Source organism: Streptomyces tremellae (assembly GCF_039540215.1).
GTDB classification, from domain to species: Bacteria; Actinomycetota; Actinomycetes; order Streptomycetales; family Streptomycetaceae; genus Streptomyces; species Streptomyces tremellae.
Map to the genome: position 1 here is coordinate 83,134 of NZ_BAABEP010000008.1, position 14,162 is coordinate 97,295.

The 14,162-nt window shown below is 74.6% G+C and carries 13 protein-coding genes; 7 read left to right on the forward strand and 6 right to left on the reverse strand.

The window, feature by feature from the left end:
- Positions 1-70 precede the first annotated feature (70 nt).
- Positions 71-1,351 (forward strand): FAD-dependent oxidoreductase, encoded by a 1,281-nt coding sequence (locus tag ABEA77_RS09030; protein WP_345643877.1) that lies wholly within the window; start codon positions 71-73, stop codon positions 1,349-1,351.
- Positions 1,352-1,420: 69 nt separating this feature from the next.
- On the opposite strand, the gene ABEA77_RS09035 is transcribed toward ABEA77_RS09030, so the two are convergent.
- The 3 genes from ABEA77_RS09035 to ABEA77_RS09045 all read right to left on the reverse strand — a co-directional run bounded on the left by ABEA77_RS09035 (position 1,421) and on the right by ABEA77_RS09045 (position 3,641).
- Positions 1,421-2,530 carry a chaplin gene (locus ABEA77_RS09035; RefSeq protein WP_345643660.1) on the reverse strand — a complete coding sequence of 370 codons (1,110 nt, stop codon included), beginning with the start codon at positions 2,528-2,530 and terminating at the stop codon, positions 1,421-1,423.
- Between the two features lie 132 nt (positions 2,531-2,662).
- Complete coding sequence (locus ABEA77_RS09040; RefSeq protein ID WP_345643663.1) at positions 2,663-2,899, reverse strand: chaplin; 237 nt, start codon at positions 2,897-2,899, stop codon at positions 2,663-2,665.
- Between the two features lie 334 nt (positions 2,900-3,233).
- On the reverse strand, positions 3,234-3,641 hold the full coding sequence (locus ABEA77_RS09045) for a rodlin (RefSeq protein WP_345643879.1): 408 nt from the start codon (positions 3,639-3,641) through the stop codon (positions 3,234-3,236).
- A 217-nt stretch (positions 3,642-3,858) separates the two neighbouring features.
- On the opposite strand from ABEA77_RS09045, the gene ABEA77_RS09050 reads away from it, so the two are divergent.
- The 3 genes from ABEA77_RS09050 to ABEA77_RS09060 all read left to right on the forward strand — a co-directional run bounded on the left by ABEA77_RS09050 (position 3,859) and on the right by ABEA77_RS09060 (position 5,754).
- Entirely contained in the window at positions 3,859-4,269 is a 411-nt protein-coding gene (locus ABEA77_RS09050) for a rodlin (protein ID WP_345643666.1), read from the forward strand.
- 188 nt (positions 4,270-4,457) lie between these two features.
- Entirely contained in the window at positions 4,458-4,865 is a 408-nt protein-coding gene (locus tag ABEA77_RS09055; protein ID WP_345643668.1) for a rodlin, read from the forward strand.
- A gap of 82 nt (positions 4,866-4,947) precedes the next feature.
- Positions 4,948-5,754, forward strand: a complete 807-nt coding sequence (locus tag ABEA77_RS09060; protein WP_345643671.1) for an exodeoxyribonuclease III — start codon at positions 4,948-4,950, stop codon at positions 5,752-5,754.
- A 120-nt stretch (positions 5,755-5,874) separates the two neighbouring features.
- Here the strand turns inward: ABEA77_RS09060 and ABEA77_RS09065 are convergent, their stop codons facing one another.
- The gene (locus ABEA77_RS09065; RefSeq protein ID WP_345643674.1) at positions 5,875-6,585 is read right to left on the reverse strand and encodes a MerR family transcriptional regulator; all 711 of its coding nucleotides are present in this window, start codon (positions 6,583-6,585) and stop codon (positions 5,875-5,877) included.
- Positions 6,586-6,718: 133 nt separating this feature from the next.
- Between ABEA77_RS09065 and ABEA77_RS09070 the strand changes: the two genes are divergently transcribed.
- Genes ABEA77_RS09070 through ABEA77_RS09080 form a run of 3 tightly spaced genes read left to right on the forward strand, consistent with a single transcriptional unit; the run spans position 6,719 to position 10,076 of the window.
- Positions 6,719-8,260 (forward strand): flavin-containing monooxygenase, encoded by a 1,542-nt coding sequence (locus ABEA77_RS09070; protein WP_345643676.1) that lies wholly within the window; start codon positions 6,719-6,721, stop codon positions 8,258-8,260.
- Positions 8,257-9,165 carry an alpha/beta fold hydrolase gene (locus ABEA77_RS09075; RefSeq protein ID WP_345643678.1) on the forward strand — a complete coding sequence of 303 codons (909 nt, stop codon included), beginning with the start codon at positions 8,257-8,259 and terminating at the stop codon, positions 9,163-9,165. Before ABEA77_RS09070 ends, ABEA77_RS09075 begins: the two co-directional genes overlap by 4 nt.
- Entirely contained in the window at positions 9,162-10,076 is a 915-nt protein-coding gene (locus ABEA77_RS09080; RefSeq protein WP_345643681.1) for an SDR family oxidoreductase, read from the forward strand. The genes ABEA77_RS09075 and ABEA77_RS09080 overlap by 4 nt, the downstream gene beginning before the upstream one ends.
- 36 nt (positions 10,077-10,112) lie before the next feature.
- On the opposite strand, the gene ABEA77_RS09085 is transcribed toward ABEA77_RS09080, so the two are convergent.
- Positions 10,113-13,622 (reverse strand): S41 family peptidase, encoded by a 3,510-nt coding sequence (locus ABEA77_RS09085; protein WP_345643682.1) that lies wholly within the window; start codon positions 13,620-13,622, stop codon positions 10,113-10,115.
- Positions 13,623-13,704: 82 nt separating this feature from the next.
- Positions 13,705-14,112: an SsgA family sporulation/cell division regulator gene (locus tag ABEA77_RS09090; protein WP_345643683.1), complete on the reverse strand. Its 408-nt coding sequence runs from the start codon at positions 14,110-14,112 to the stop codon at positions 13,705-13,707.
- Positions 14,113-14,162: the final 50 nt, after the last annotated feature.

A 14,162-nucleotide genomic window follows, 5' to 3' on the forward strand; every position in this document is an offset into this window, starting at 1 on the left:
GCAGGAACCACCGCAGAAACCACCGCATGAAGAAGACCGCATGACGACGACACAGAGAGCGGTACCCCCCATGTACGACCTGGTAGTTGTGGGCGCAGGACCCTACGGCCTGTCGATCGCGGCCCATGCCGCCCGCGCAGGACTCGACGTCAAGGTCTTCGGCAGGCCGATGGCGTCCTGGCTCGACCACATGCCGCCCGGCATGTTCCTCAAGTCGGAGCCGTGGGCGTCCAACCTCTCGGACCCGGACGGCGCGCACACCCTCGCCGCGTACGCCGAGACCCTCGGCACCCCGTCCCGGCACGGCGTCCCGGTGCCGGTGCGCTTCTTCGCCGCGTACGGGCTCTGGTTCGCGCGGCGCGCGGCGCCCCCGGCCGACGAGCGCGAGGTGGTCTCCGTACGGCCGGGCCCCGGCGGCTTCGTGCTGACGACGGCGGACGGCGAACCGGTCGTGGCGCGCACCGTCGCCCTCGCGGTCGGCGTGATGCCCTTCGTCGACGTGCCGGACGCGCTGCGCGGCCTGCCCGCGGAACTGGCCTCGCACAGCAGCCACCACGCCGACCTCGGCCGCTTCGCGGGCCGCGACGTGACGGTGGTCGGCGCGGGCCAGGCGGCACTTGAGACCGCCGCGCTCCTCGCGGAACAGGGCACCTCGGTGCGGGTGGTGGCCCGCTCGTCCGCGCTGAACTGGAACACCCTGCCGCCCCCGCTGGAGCGCCCGCTGCCCGAGCGGCTGCGCGGCCCGCACACCGGCCTCGGCTGCGGCTGGAAGAACTGGCTCTACGCGGAGGCGCCCGGCGCCTTCCGGCGGCTGCCGGCCGCCACCAGGGCCCGGGTCTTCACCTCGGCGCTCGGCCCGGCGGGCGCGTGGTGGCTGCGGGAGCGCTTCGAGGGCGCGGTCGAGGTGCGGCTCGGCGAGCGGGTCGCCGCGGCGCAGCCCGCGGGCGGCGGCCTCAGGCTCGGCCTGGCCGGCGCGGACGGCACCCGCACGGAGGTCGAGACCGACCACGTGATCGCGGCGACCGGCTTCACCCCTGCGCTCGACAGGCTCGGCCTGCTCGCGCCCGAGCTGCGGGGCTCGCTCGCCACGGTCGGCGGCAGCGAGGGCCCGGAGGCGAGCGGCCTGTTCGAGTCCTCGTACCCGGGTCTCTTCCTCGCCGGGCTGCTGAGCGCGCCGTCGTTCGGCCCCTCGATGCGCTTCGTGTACGGCGCCACGTACACCGCCGAGCGGCTGGTGCGCGGCGTGCGGCGGCGCCTCGGCGCCTCGGGCGGCGCGCCCCGCCTGATCCCGCAGCGGGCGGGGGCGGAGAAGCTGCCCGCCCGCGGGCGCCCCGCCGGGGCCGCGCCCTGAGACGCGGGAGGCCGGGAGAGCCGGTCGGCTCTCCCGGCCTCGCCGGGGACGTGCGCGGTCGACGCCGGGTCAGCGGCGGGTGCGGGCCGCCACGGTGCTGCGGCGGTACAGGACGGAGCCGCCGAGCAGCAGGCCGGCGCTGAGCGCGCCCGCCCCGAGCAGGTGGGAGTCCGCCCCGGTGTGGGCGAGCTGCGGCGGCTGCGGCGTGGCGGGCGCGGGCGGGACGTAGGACGTGTGCACCGGCGGGGGCGGGGTGTGGCGCGCCGGCGGGGGCGGCGGCGTGTGGTGATGGTGGTGCGGCGGCTGGGGCGCCGGCGGCTGGTGCGGGTGGTGGTGCGGCGGGGCCGGGGTGGTCCCCGTCTCGCAGTGGTTGCCGAACACCGGGTTGAGCAGGCCGACGATGTCGACGGTGTTGCCGCAGGCGTTGACCGGGATGTCGATCGGGAGCTGTGCGAGGTTGCCGGAGAGCACGCCGGGGGAGCCCTGCGCGACGGCCGAGGCGTGGGAGCCCGAGCCCGCCTGCGCGGACGGCCCGCCGTGCTGCTTGTGGCCGCCTCCGTACCCCTGCTGGTCCTCGTATCCGCCGTCGTGCCCGTCGTGCCGCGCGGCGGTGGACGGCGCCGGGGTGGCCGACCTGGTCGGGGTGGCGGCGTGGGCGGGCGCGGCCTGCTGCGGGGTGCCCATCGGCGTGGCCGGGGACGGGACAAGACCGGCGGAGCCGTCACCGGGGCGCGGGGCCGGCTTGTGCACGGGGGCGGGCAGCGTCGTGGGCGCCTCCGCGCTGTGGGCGCTGCCGGCGGGGGCGGCGGGGGCGGCGGGGGCGGCGGAGCGGTCGGCGGCCGGGGCGGCCGAGCGGTGGTCCGCCGGGGCCTGCTGCCCGTGGGCGCGCCCCATGGCGTCCGCGTACGCCTGCTCGTACTGGCGGTGGGTGTGCCGCTGGGTCACGTTGGCGCACTCGTTGCCGAACGCCGGGTTGCCCACGCCCGCCACGTCCACGGTGTTGCCGCAGAGGTTCACCGGGATCTCGACGGGGGCCTGCACGTTGTTGCCGGACAGCACGCCGGGGGAGCCGGTCGCGGCGCCCTGCGCGTCGGACGCGAAGGCGTGTCCGCCGCCGAGGGACAGCACGCTCGTCGCCGCCGCGGCCGTGAGCAGCCCTTTGCTGATGAGGTCTCGCATCTGGTCTTTTCTCTCCTGCTGACAGGTTCGGCACCGTTGCGGGTCGCCGGGCCGCCGCACGGGGCGGCCGGATGCACGGGCCCCCGCGTGCGGCCTGGGCCGCACGCGGGGGGAGCCGCGGGAGGGCCGACGTCAGTCGGCGTTGACGCAGGTGTTGCCGAAGGCCGGGTTCAGCAGCGCGATCACGTCGACGCTGAGGCCGCAGGCGTTCACCGGGACGTGCACCGGGATCTGGACGACGTTGCCGGAGAGCACGCCGGGCGAGCCGGCGGCGACGGCACCGGCGCCGGAGTCCGCCATCGCGGGAGCCGCGGCACCGACCGCCATGAGCACCCCGGCGACGGCCGAGGCGGCCTTCATGTACTTCATGGTGAGCCCTTTCCGCAGCGGGAAACACGCGTCCGCACGACTCTCGTGGTCCGCGGGCCGCCGAATTCACCGGCCCGTAAAGCCGCTGCGGGAACTCCAACGAGCGGAGAGCGGCGGGGAAACTGTTCCGTATTGCGGTGGGGGCGCGTTCACCCGATTGCCGCGCGCGGGGCGGCCCGTACGCCCCCCCCGGGGTCCCTTTCGTGACGACGCGGGTCCCTTTCGCGACGGCCTCGGAAGACCCTGCGTGGAAGACCCCGCGTGCAAGACCTCACGCGTACGGCCGGCCGGGGGCACTGTGCCCCCGGCCGGCCGCATGCCGTGCGGGTGCGGATCAGCCGTTGGCCGTGCCGTTGCCCGAGAGCACCGGGATCTGGTCCGCGAGGTGCGACAGGTCCTCGTCGCCCTTGGTCTGCGTCGAGTTGTCGGCGCACTGCTGGTTCTGCGGGTTGGACAGGGCGTTGATGTCCTGGACGGTGACCGGCACGAGGCCGACCAGCGAACCGACGTTGGCCTTGACCGGGACGCCGAGGCAGAGCGCGTTGAGCGAGCTGCCGACGAGCGTGGCCTGGGGGCTCAGGTCGCCCTTGGCCGAGGAGTTGCCGAAGGCCTCCTTGGCGCCGTTGCCGCTGGCGGAGGTGGTGCCGTGGCTGTCGCCCACCGCCATCGCCTGCGGCGCGAGGGCGGCCGAGGCGCCGATCACGGAGGCGGCGATCGCGGCCCCGGCCATCATCTTCTTGATCACGGTGTGCTTTTCCTTTTCTCAAGAATGCAAGAGGTGCGCCCTGTACCAACAGCGGGTCCCCGCTTTGGTTCCGCTTTGTCACCCGATCGGCTTGCGGTGGCGCACGGGCTCGACCGCTGGGCCATTGGGGTGAATGCCAAGAACCAAACCCGGTGCGCGCAGTTGCTCAGGGGGCCCCGGCCAGTTGGGGCATCCACCAGAATGGGGACTCATCGTGATCAAGAAGGTTATGGCGGGAGCCGCCGTCGCCGCTTCCGTGGTGGGCGCCTCGGCCGCCCTCGCGCCGCAGGCGATGGCCGTCGGCGACAGCCACGGCACCACCTCGCTGAGCGGCAACGGGGCCGCGCAGTACTACGGCAACTCGGCCACGTACGGCAACATGAGCCCGCAGATGGCGCTCATCCAGGGCTCCCTGAACAAGCCCTGCATCGGCCTGCCGGCCAAGGCCAACCTCGGCTCGCTCGTCGGCCTCGTGCCGGTCTCCGTCCAGGACATCAACGTCCTGTCGAGCCCGCAGAACCAGCAGTGCACCGAGAACTCGACGCAGGCCAAGGGCGACGAGGCGCTGTCCCACATCCTCGACGACATCCCGCTGCTCTCGGGCAACGGCACGGCCAACCACTGACCGTCCGCTGAGCCGGCCGGGGTGTGCGGCGCGACGCCGCTCCGCCGCCAGCCCGGCCGCCCTTGTCTAAGCGCGGTGACCCACCGCGGTGGGCCGTCCGGGGGAAGGCGCGAAACCAACCCCCCGACGGCCGAGTTGAATGAATCGGACTCCACCGGTGGAGTCGGACTTTCCGGAAAGGTATTCAAATGAAGAAGCTGTGGGCAACCGCTGTGGTCGCCGCCTCGCTGGTCGGTGCCACGGGCGCCGCGGCCGCTCCGGCCCTGGCGGTCGGCGACGACTCCGGCACGGTGTCGGCCAGCGGCAACGGCTCGAAGCAGGCCTTTGGCAACTCCTCGACCGACGGCGACATGAGCCCCCAGCTGAGCCTCGTCGAGGGCACGCTGAACAAGCCGTGTGTCGGCCTGCCGATCAAGGCGGACGTCGGCTCGCTGGTCGGCCTCGTGCCGGTCACCGTCCAGGACATCAACGTCCTGTCGAACCCGCAGAACCAGCAGTGCACCGAGAACTCCACCCAGGCCAAGGGTGACGAGCCGCTGTCGCACATCCTGGACCAGATCCCGGTCCTGTCGGGCAACGGCGTCGGCAACCACTGACGCACCCGCGTACCTGAGGGGCCCGGTTCCGCGCACACCGCGCGGGGCCGGGCCCGCGTCGTGCGGTGTGTAGTGTGCACGGGTGCTCACCGTGACTTCCGTGAATGTGAACGGCCTGCGTGCCGCGGCGAAGAAGGGCTTCGTCCCGTGGCTCGCGGAGACCGCGGCCGACGTGCTCTGCCTCCAGGAGGTACGGGCCGAGCCCGGCCAGCTGCCCGGGGACGTACGGGCACCCGAGGGGTGGCACACGGTGCACGCGCCGGCCGCGGCGAAGGGCCGCGCGGGCGTCTCGCTCTACTCGCGCAGGGAGCCCGACGCGGTACGGATCGGCTTCGGCAGCGCCGAGTTCGACACCAGCGGCCGGTACGCGGAGATCGACCTGCCGGGCGTCGTGGTCGCCAGTCTGTACCTGCCGTCCGGCGAGGTGGGCACGGAGCGCCAGGACGAGAAGTACCGCTTCATGAAGGAGTTCCTCGCCCACCTCGTGGAGCTGCGGGCGCGGGCCGCGGCGGACGGCCGCGAGGTGCTGGTGTGCGGCGACTGGAACATCGCGCACCACGAGGCCGACCTGCGGAACTGGCGCGGCAACCGGAAGAACGCGGGCTTCCTGCCCGAGGAGCGCGCGTGGCTCTCCCGCGTGTACGGGGAGGCCGGCTACGTCGACGTGGTCCGCGCGCTCCACCCGGACCAGGAGGGCCCGTACTCCTGGTGGTCGTACCGCGGCAGGGCCTTCGACAACGACACGGGCTGGCGCATCGACTACCACGCGGCGACCCCCGGCCTCGCGTCGCGCGCCGTCAAGGCGGTCGTCGAACGCGCCGCGACCCATGCCGAGCGCTGGTCCGACCACGCACCGGTGACCGTGGTCTACGGGGACGAGGTGCATTGACCCGCGAGGTTGTCGTCGGTCGCCAGGGCTCCGCCATGACTCCCTCCTCCGCCGTGCGACACACGGCACAGGACCCCGCTCCCTGATCCGTCCGGATCCGCCCTGATCCAGACGGGGACCCTAGTCGTGCCGGGCGCCGTCGGCCCCGGGGGCCGGGGTGTCTTCGGGGGCGGCGATGTGGTGGTCGAGGGCGAGGGAGAGTTCCGCCTCGACGACGCTGCGGGCCAGGGGGCGCAGGGCGTTCGGGTCGGCACCGGGGGCGTGGGTGCGCAGCAGGTCGGTGAAGAGGGCGGCGAGGGCGTCCGCGTGGGCGCGGACCTCGCGGCCCGCGGCGAGCACGGCGGAGAGCGGGACCCCCGTGCGCACCAGCGTCGAGGAGACCTCAAGCAGGCGGCGGCTCATGTGCACCAGGTGGTCGCCCTCGGTGGCGAGGTAGCCGAGGTCGAGCGCCGCCGCGAGGTTCTCCGGGGTGACCTCGGCCCCGAAGTAGTCGGCCATCTCCTCGGGCGAGAGGCTGACCGGTGTCTCCTCGGTGGGCGCGTCGGCGCCGAGCACGTCGTGGATGCCGCGTCCGCTCTCCAGCGCCGCCGCGAGGTCCGCGATCCCGTTGAGGGTGTGGCCGCGTTCGAGCAGCGCGGTGACGGTGCGGAGCCTCGCCAGGTGGTGCTCGTCGTACCAGGCGATGCGGCCCGCGCGGCGCGGCGGCGGCAGCAGGCCGCGCTCGCGGTAGTAGCGCACGGTGCGCAGCGGCAGGCCGGCGGCCTCGGCCAGCTCCGCCATGCGGTACTCGCGCACCCCGCCGCCTGCTGCGTCTCGTTGATCGTCCGGCATCCGGCCAGCTTAGGTGCTCCCCCTTGGCGCGTACCGCCGGTAACTCGGTGGCGTCGCACCCCTACCACTCGGTAGGGAGATGCCCTACGCTCCCATCGTGCCAGTGATTGCTGGCGTGGTTGGGAGGCGGAGAATGGGACAGCACAAGCACGTGCGCGTGGCGGTGATCGGGTCCGGGTTCGCCGGGATCGGCGCCGCGGTACGCCTGCGCCGCGAAGGCATCACCGACTTCGTGGTGCTTGAACGCGCGGACTCGGTCGGCGGGACGTGGCGGGACAACGACTATCCGGGGTGCGCCTGCGACGTGCCCTCGCACCTCTACTCGTTCTCGTTCGCCCCCAACCCCGACTGGCCGCGCACCTTCTCGGGGCAGCCCTACATCAGGGCGTACCTGGAGGACGTCGTCGACACCTTCGGCATCGGCCCGCACCTCAGGCTCGGCCACGAGGTCACCTCGCTGCGCTGGGACGAGGAAGGGCTGTACTGGACGGTGCGCACCGCGCACGGCCGCACGTACACGGCGGACGTCGTCGTCTCCGCCGCGGGACCGCTGTCCGACCCGAAGACCCCGGACATCCCGGGGCTCGCCGGCTTCCCCGGCCGGGTGTTCCACACCGCGCGCTGGGACCACGGCTACGACCTGCGCGGCAAGCGCGTCGCCGTCGTCGGCACCGGCGCCTCCGCGATCCAGGTCGTGCCCGCGATCCAGCCCGAGGTCGGGCGGCTCACCCTCTTCCAGCGCACCCCGCCGTGGGTGATGCCGCGCCGCGACCGGGCGATCAGCCGCTTCGAGCGTGCCCTGCACCGGACCGTGCCGGCCACGGCCGCCCTGCGCCGCCAGGGCCTGTGGGGTGTGCGCGAGCTCCAGGTGCAGGCGTTCACCAAGCACACCGGCGAACTCGGCATGGTGGAGGCACTCGGCCGCCACCACCTCGCCAAAGCGATAGCCGACCCGGAGCTGCGCGCCCGGCTGACGCCCTCGTACCGGATCGGCTGCAAGCGGATCCTGCTGTCCAACACGTACTACCCGGCGCTCGCGCAGCCCAACGTGGACGTCGTCGCGACCGGGCTCGCCGAGGTGCGCGGCAGCGAGCTGGTCGGCGCGGACGGCACCACCGCCGAGGCCGACGCGATCGTCTTCGCCACCGGCTTCCACGTCACCGACATGCCGATCGCGGACCGCGTCGTCGGCGCCGGCGGGCGCACCCTCGCCGAGAGCTGGCGCGAGACGGGCATGCGCTCGCTGCGCGGCGCGGCCGTCGACGGCTTCCCCAACTGGCTGACGATCATCGGGCCCAACACCGGCCTCGGCAACTCCTCGATGATCCTCATGATCGAGGCGCAGCTGAACTACCTCGCGGACTACCTGCGCAAGCTCGGCACCCTCGACCGCGGGGGCCGTGGCCGCCGCGCCGCCCTCGACGCCCGCCCGCGCGCGGTGCACGCCTGGACGGAGCACGTGCAGCGCAGGATGGCCCGCACGGTGTGGAGCACCGGCGGCTGCACCAGCTGGTACCAGGACGCCGAGGGGCGCAACACCACCATCTGGCCCGGTACCACTGCGGAGTTCAGGCGGGCGACCCTGAGGGTCGACCCGGCCGAGTACGACATCGTCAGGCAGCCCGACTCCGCGCCCGCCGCGGCAGGCGCGGGCGTGAAGGAGGTGGCACGGTGACGACCCCGATCGCGCAAATCCCCGACCCCGTCCGGGTGTTCGAGGCCGTCTCGGCCGACGGCTCCCGGCTGCACGTCGAGGCGTACGGGCCCGACGGCGCGCCCGCCGTCGTCCTCGCCCACGGCTGGACCTGCAACACCGCTTTCTGGGCCGACCAGATCGCCGACCTGGCTGCCGACCACCGCGTCGTCGTCTACGACCAGCGCGGCCACGGCGTGAGCCCGGCGGGCACGCCCGAGGACTACTGCGCCGAGGCGCTCGCCGACGATCTGGAGGCCGTGCTCGACACGGCGCTCGAACCGGACCAGCGCGCCGTGCTGGCCGGGCATTCCATGGGCGGGATGACCCTGATGGCCGCGTCGGGGCGGCCCGCGTTCCGCGCGCACGCCGCCGCCGCCCTGCTGTGCAGCACGGGCGCCTCGCGGCTGGTCGCCGACGCGCGGGTGGTGCCGTTGCGGGCGGGCCGGCTGCGCACCGGGCTCACCCGCCGCGTCCTCGGCGCGCGGGCCCCGCTCGGGCCCGTCACGCCTCTCTCCGTACGGCTGCTGCACTACGGGACCATGGGGCCGGGCGCGGCGAAGGACCGGGTGCGGCGGTGCGTGGAGATGGTGCACGCCTGCCCCCGGGGCGCGAGGACCGGCTGGTCGCGGGTGCTCGACACGCTCGATCTGGAGCTGAGCGTACGGGAGTTGACCGTGCCCACCGCGGTCGTCTGCGGCGACGCGGACCGGCTCACGCCGCCCGTGCACGCGCGCAGGATCGCCGACGCGCTGCCCGACTGCGTGGACCTGACCGTGCTGCCGGGCGTCGGGCACATGAGCCCGGTGGAGGCGCCGGAGGCGGTGACCGCGGCGATCCGCGCGCTGACCGCCGCCCATCTGGAGCGTACGGAGGAGGTCGCGTGAACGGCACGGACAGCGGGACGGCCCCGGCCGGGCGGCGGCCGGTGCTCGAAGGGCGGGTCGCCGTCGTCACCGGAGCGGCCCGGGGCGTCGGCGAGCTCCTCGCCCGCAAGCTGTCGGCGCGGGGCGCCACCGTCGCCCTCGTCGGCCTTGAGGAGGACCGGCTCAAGCTGGTCGGGGAGCGGCTGCACGGGCCGTACGGCCACTGGCACGCGGACGTCACCGACCACGCGGAACTCGGCCGGGTCGCGCGCGAGGTCGCCGAGCGGTTCGGGCGGGTCGACATCGCGGTCGCCAACGCGGGTGTCGCGACGGGGGGCCCGTTCGCCGAGTCCGACCCGGACACCTGGCGGCGGGTGATCGAGGTGAACCTCGTCGGCGGTGCCAACACGGCCCGCGCCTTCCTGCCCGCGCTGCTCGAAAGCCGGGGCTACTTCCTCCAGATCGCCTCGCTCGCCGCGCTCACCCCCGCGCCGATGATGACGGCGTACTGCGCGTCGAAGTCGGGCGTCGAGGCGTTCGCCCACGGGCTGCGGTGCGAGGTCGGGCACCGGGGCGTAGGGGTCGGCGTCGGCTACCTCTCGTGGACCGACACCGACATGGTGCGCGGCGCGGACCGCGACGAGGTCATGCGGGAACTGCGGCAGCGGCTGCCGTGGCCGTCGAACCGCACCTATCCGCTCGGCCCCGCCGTGGACCGCCTCGTCGCCGGCATCGAGCGCCGCGCGCCGCACGTGTACGGCCAGTGGTGGCTGCGCGGCATGCAGGGCGCGCGGCCCTGTCTGCCCGGCCTGATCGCCACGGTCGGCAGGCGCGAGATGCGCCGCTTCGAGCCGCGCCTCGCGGGCATCGCCCGCGGCCTCGTCGGCGCGGGCGGCCAGGCCGACGAGACGGGCCGCCCACGCGGGGAGTGAGCCCGCGCGGGGGCTGAGGCCGTCGGCCCCACCGGGTCACGCGCCCCCGCGCGGGGGCAGCCGGGGGCGGCGGCGGTCGGGGACGGCGCGGTAGCCGGGGGGTTCGGCCGCCGGGCGGGCGGCGAGCAGGTCCAGGGCGACCCAGACGGCGTCGTCGAGCTGGGCGTGCCGGCCCTCGGCCCAGTCCAGCGGGGTGCGCAGGGCCTCTATGTCGGGTTCCACACCGTGGTTCTCGACGGACCAGCCGTACGCGTCGAACCAGGCCGCGTTCATCGGGACCGTGATCACCGTGCCGTCGCCGAGCCGGTGCCGCCCGGTCATGCCGACCACGCCGCCCCAGGTGCGCTGACCGACCACGGGGCCGAGGCCGAGCAACCGGAACGCGGCGGTGATCATGTCGCCGTCGGACGCGGTCGCCTCGTCGGCGATCGCGACGACCGGGCCGCGCGGCGCGTCGGAGGCGTACGAGACCGGCTGCGCGTCGCGCGTCAGGTCCCAGCCGATGATCCGACGGCTCAGCTTCTCCACCACCAGCTCGCTGATGTTGCCGCCCGCGTTGCCCCGCACGTCCACGATGAGCGCGGGGCGGGACATCTCCATCCGCAGGTCGCGGTTGAACTGCGCCCAGCCGGAGCCCTGCATGTCGGGGATGTGCAGGTAGCCGCAGCGGCCGTCGCTGAGTTCGCGCACGACCTCGCGGCGCTTGGTGACCCAGTCCTGGTAGCGCAGCGGCCGCTCGTCGATCAGCGGGACGACGGCGACGCGCCGGGTGTGCGGGTGCGGGCGGGCAGGCACCCGGTCGTGGTCCCGGTGGTGGTCGTCATCCTGCTCGTGGCTCTGGCTCTGGCTCTGGTCCTGCGCCTCGTCCTGCGCGGGGACCGCGGCGCGGAACGTCAGCTCCACCGTCGTACCGCCCGCGGCGGACAGCAGCGGCCCGGGGCCCGCGACCGGGTCGACCGGCCGGCCGTCGACATGGGTGAGGACCGCGCCCTCGCGCACCCCCGTACCGGCGAGCGGGGAGCGCGCACGCGAGTCCGAGGAGTCGCCGGGCAGGATCCGCTTCACCAGCCACTCGCCGTCCCTGCACACGAGGTTGGCGCCGAGCAGACCCATCGGCCGCTGGTAGTGCGGCGGTCCCTCGTCGCGCCGCGCGGGCGAGACGTACGCGTGCGACGTGCCGAGCTCGCCCAGCGTCTCCCACAGCAGGTCCGCGAACTCGTCGGGGGAGGCGACCCGTTCGACCAGCGGCCGGTACTGGTCGAGCACCGCGTCCCAGTCGAGTCCGCTCATCCCCGGGTCCCAGAAGTACGCGCGGACGACGCGGCCCGCCTCGTCGAACGCCTGCCGCCACTCCGCCTCGGGGTCGGCCTCGTGCAGGATGCGGCGCAGGTCCAGGTGGACCGCGTCGCCGTCGCCCGCGTCGGTCGCGGAGACCACCCGCAGCTCGCCCTCGTCCACGACGACGAGCCGGGTGCCGTCGCCGCTCGGCGCGAACCAGTCGAGGTGGTCGACGAGTTCGCTCCTGCGGGCCTTCGCGAGGTCGAAGTGTTCGAGGGTGGGGCGGCCCGAGGTGTCCGCGGGGTTGGCGAACGTCTCGCCGAGCGCGCCGGAGATCGGCCACCGCAGCCACACCAGGCCACCGCCGCTGACCGGGTACAGCGAGGAGTACTTCGACGCGGCGACCGGGAACGGCGTCACCCGGCTCGCGAGCCCCTCCACCTCGACGGTGACCGCCCCGCCCTCCGCCTCGGTCCCGTTCTCGTCGCGCGGGTCGAGACCGCCGGCCGCGGGCCGCCCCTCGGGCGAGAGCGCGAACGGCGAGGGCGTCGCCGACGACAGCGGTACGAGGTAGGGGCGGCAGCCCAGCGGGAACGACAGGTCGCCGGTGTGCACGTCGTACACCGGGTCGAAGCCGCGCCAGGAGAGGAAGGCGAGGTAGCGGCCGTCGCTGGTGAAGACGGGGTTCTCGTCCTCGAAGCGGCCGTCGGTGACGTCCACGACCGCGGGGGCGGTGTCCGCGGCCCCCGCGCCGCCGATCCTGGCCATCCTGATCTGCCGCAGGGAGCGGCCGACACCCGGCTGGGACCAGGTGATCCACGCACCGTCCGGGGAGAAGGCCAGGTCGGTGACGGGCCCGTTGAGCGAGCGGACGATCTCGGTGACGGCGGGGGGCTCCGGCTGGGGGGCGTCCGTTCCGGGGGCGTTCGCACCGGAGGTGTCTGGTTCGGGGGGCTCCGCCGCTGCGGCCCCGGTGCCGGCCGGGGCCGTCTCCGCGGGCGGCTCCGGGTCGGAGACGTCGAGGAGGAGCAGGCGGCCGTCGTGGGTGGCGATCGCGACGCGCTCGCCCTCGGGGTCGGGCTCCATCTCGTGCACGCGCCCCAGCAGTCCCGGGGCCAGCCTGCGCGGCGGGCGGTCGCCGCTGGCGCGCGGGAGGTACGCGATCTCGACGGCGTCGTCGCCCTCCGCGTCCGTGACGTACGCGACCCGGCCGCCCGCGCCCAGCATCGCGGGCAGCCGGACCCGGACGCCCGGGGTGTCGGCGATGGTGCGGGCGGGGCCGTCGCGGTGGGTCAGCCAGTACAGGCTGCCGCGCACGGAGACGGCGCTCGCCCGGCCCGTGGTGTCCACGGAGAGCGCGCCGAGGTGGTGCGCCGCGGGCACCTGGTAGGCGCGGCGGCCCGCGCGCGGGCCGCCGAGGCGGATGTCGAGCCTGCGCGGCCGCGAGTTGGGGGTCAGCGCCTCCACCAGCCACACCTCGCCCGCGCACTGGTAGACGACGCGCCGCCCGTCGGTCGAGGCGTGCCGGGCGTAGAAGGCGTCGTGGTCGGTGTGGCGCAGCAGCCCGGTGCCGTCCGGGTGGCAGGAGTAGAGGTTGCCGACGCCCTCGTGGTCGGAGAGGAAGGCGACGCGGTCCCCGACGATCATCGGGCAGGCGAGGTGTCCGCCGATGTCGGCGAGCAGCCGCTCCCCGTGCAGCCAGAGGCGTCCGGTGGCGCCGCCGCGGTAGCGCTTCCAGGCGGCGGGCTCGTGCGGCGGCGTCCCGGTGAGCAGCAGCGTCCTCCGCTCGCCGCGCACGTCGCCCACGGCGAGGTCGGAGACGGGGCCCCAGGGCAGCTTGCCGCCTGGGGAGCCGTCGAGGGGGACGCCGTAGGCCCAGGAGTAGTAGGAGAACGGCTGGCCGTGCGAGGAGACGGCCAGGATCTGCGGCTCGCCGCTGCCCGGCTCGCGGGGGTCGGGCGCGCTCCAGCCGCACACCCGGGTGTCGGGGGAGCCCCAGTAGGTGAGGCGGCGCGCGGGACCGCCGTCGACGGGCGCGAGGTGGATCTCGGGGTCGAGGCTGCGCCAGTTCGTGTACGCGATGTGCCGGCCGTCGGGCGAGAAGCGCGGGGGCCCCACCCTGACCCGGTCGACGGTCAGCCGCCAGGCCCGCCCGGGCCGGCTGCCCGCCGGGACGACGGGGGCGATCCAGATGTCGTCCTCGGCGGCGAAGCACACCAAGTCCTCGTGCAGGTGCGGGAAGCGGAGATACGCGGCGTCGTCACTCACCCTCCCATGCTTTCCACGGGGAGGGGCGCGGGCAACTCGTCACGGGGAACAGGCCGGGTTCTGCGGGGGGACCGGCCGGCGTCTAGATGATGAGACTGCCGACGTGCTGCTCGACGTCGAGGTGGTCGGCCTCCTGGCCGGCCGGCACGACGGAGTAGGCGCTCTTGAGGAACCGGCGCAGCGGCGCGTTGTCGAACTGGACGAGCGCGACGCCCTCGGGCGCCCGGAACTCGAACACCGTCTGGGCGCGCCCGCACGGCCACACGTGCACGTCGCCGTCGCCCGCAGGCTCCCGCAGGCCGTTCCTCGCGAGGTCGCGGGCGAAGGCCCAGACGACCTCACCGTCGTCGAGGGAGACCTCGGCGGGGAAGACCATCCGCATCGCGAGGGGGTCCGCGCCGTCGTAGCGCAGCATCACGGAGACGATCCGGGGGTGAGGGGCGTCGCTTATCAGGCGGGCTTTGACGGACTGCTCGACCACGGGTGACATCAACGTCTCCTCCGTACGGATGCCGGGTCGTGAAACCCCGGCACGGCAAA

Bases quoted from the DNA above. Each gene is read 5' to 3' on its own strand.
- ABEA77_RS09070 (WP_345643676.1), top strand. From the start codon at position 6,719: ATGGGACAGCACAAGCACGTGCGCGTGGCGGTGATCGGGTCCGGGTTC.
- ABEA77_RS09090 (WP_345643683.1), bottom strand. From the start codon at position 14,112: ATGTCACCCGTGGTCGAGCAGTCCGTCAAAGCCCGCCTGATAAGCGAC.
- ABEA77_RS09035 (WP_345643660.1), bottom strand. From the start codon at position 2,530: ATGCGAGACCTCATCAGCAAAGGGCTGCTCACGGCCGCGGCGGCGACG.
- ABEA77_RS09055 (WP_345643668.1), top strand. From the start codon at position 4,458: ATGAAGAAGCTGTGGGCAACCGCTGTGGTCGCCGCCTCGCTGGTCGGT.
- ABEA77_RS09065 (WP_345643674.1), bottom strand. From the start codon at position 6,585: ATGCCGGACGATCAACGAGACGCAGCAGGCGGCGGGGTGCGCGAGTAC.
- ABEA77_RS09040 (WP_345643663.1), bottom strand. From the start codon at position 2,899: ATGAAGTACATGAAGGCCGCCTCGGCCGTCGCCGGGGTGCTCATGGCG.
- ABEA77_RS09030 (WP_345643877.1), top strand. From the start codon at position 71: ATGTACGACCTGGTAGTTGTGGGCGCAGGACCCTACGGCCTGTCGATC.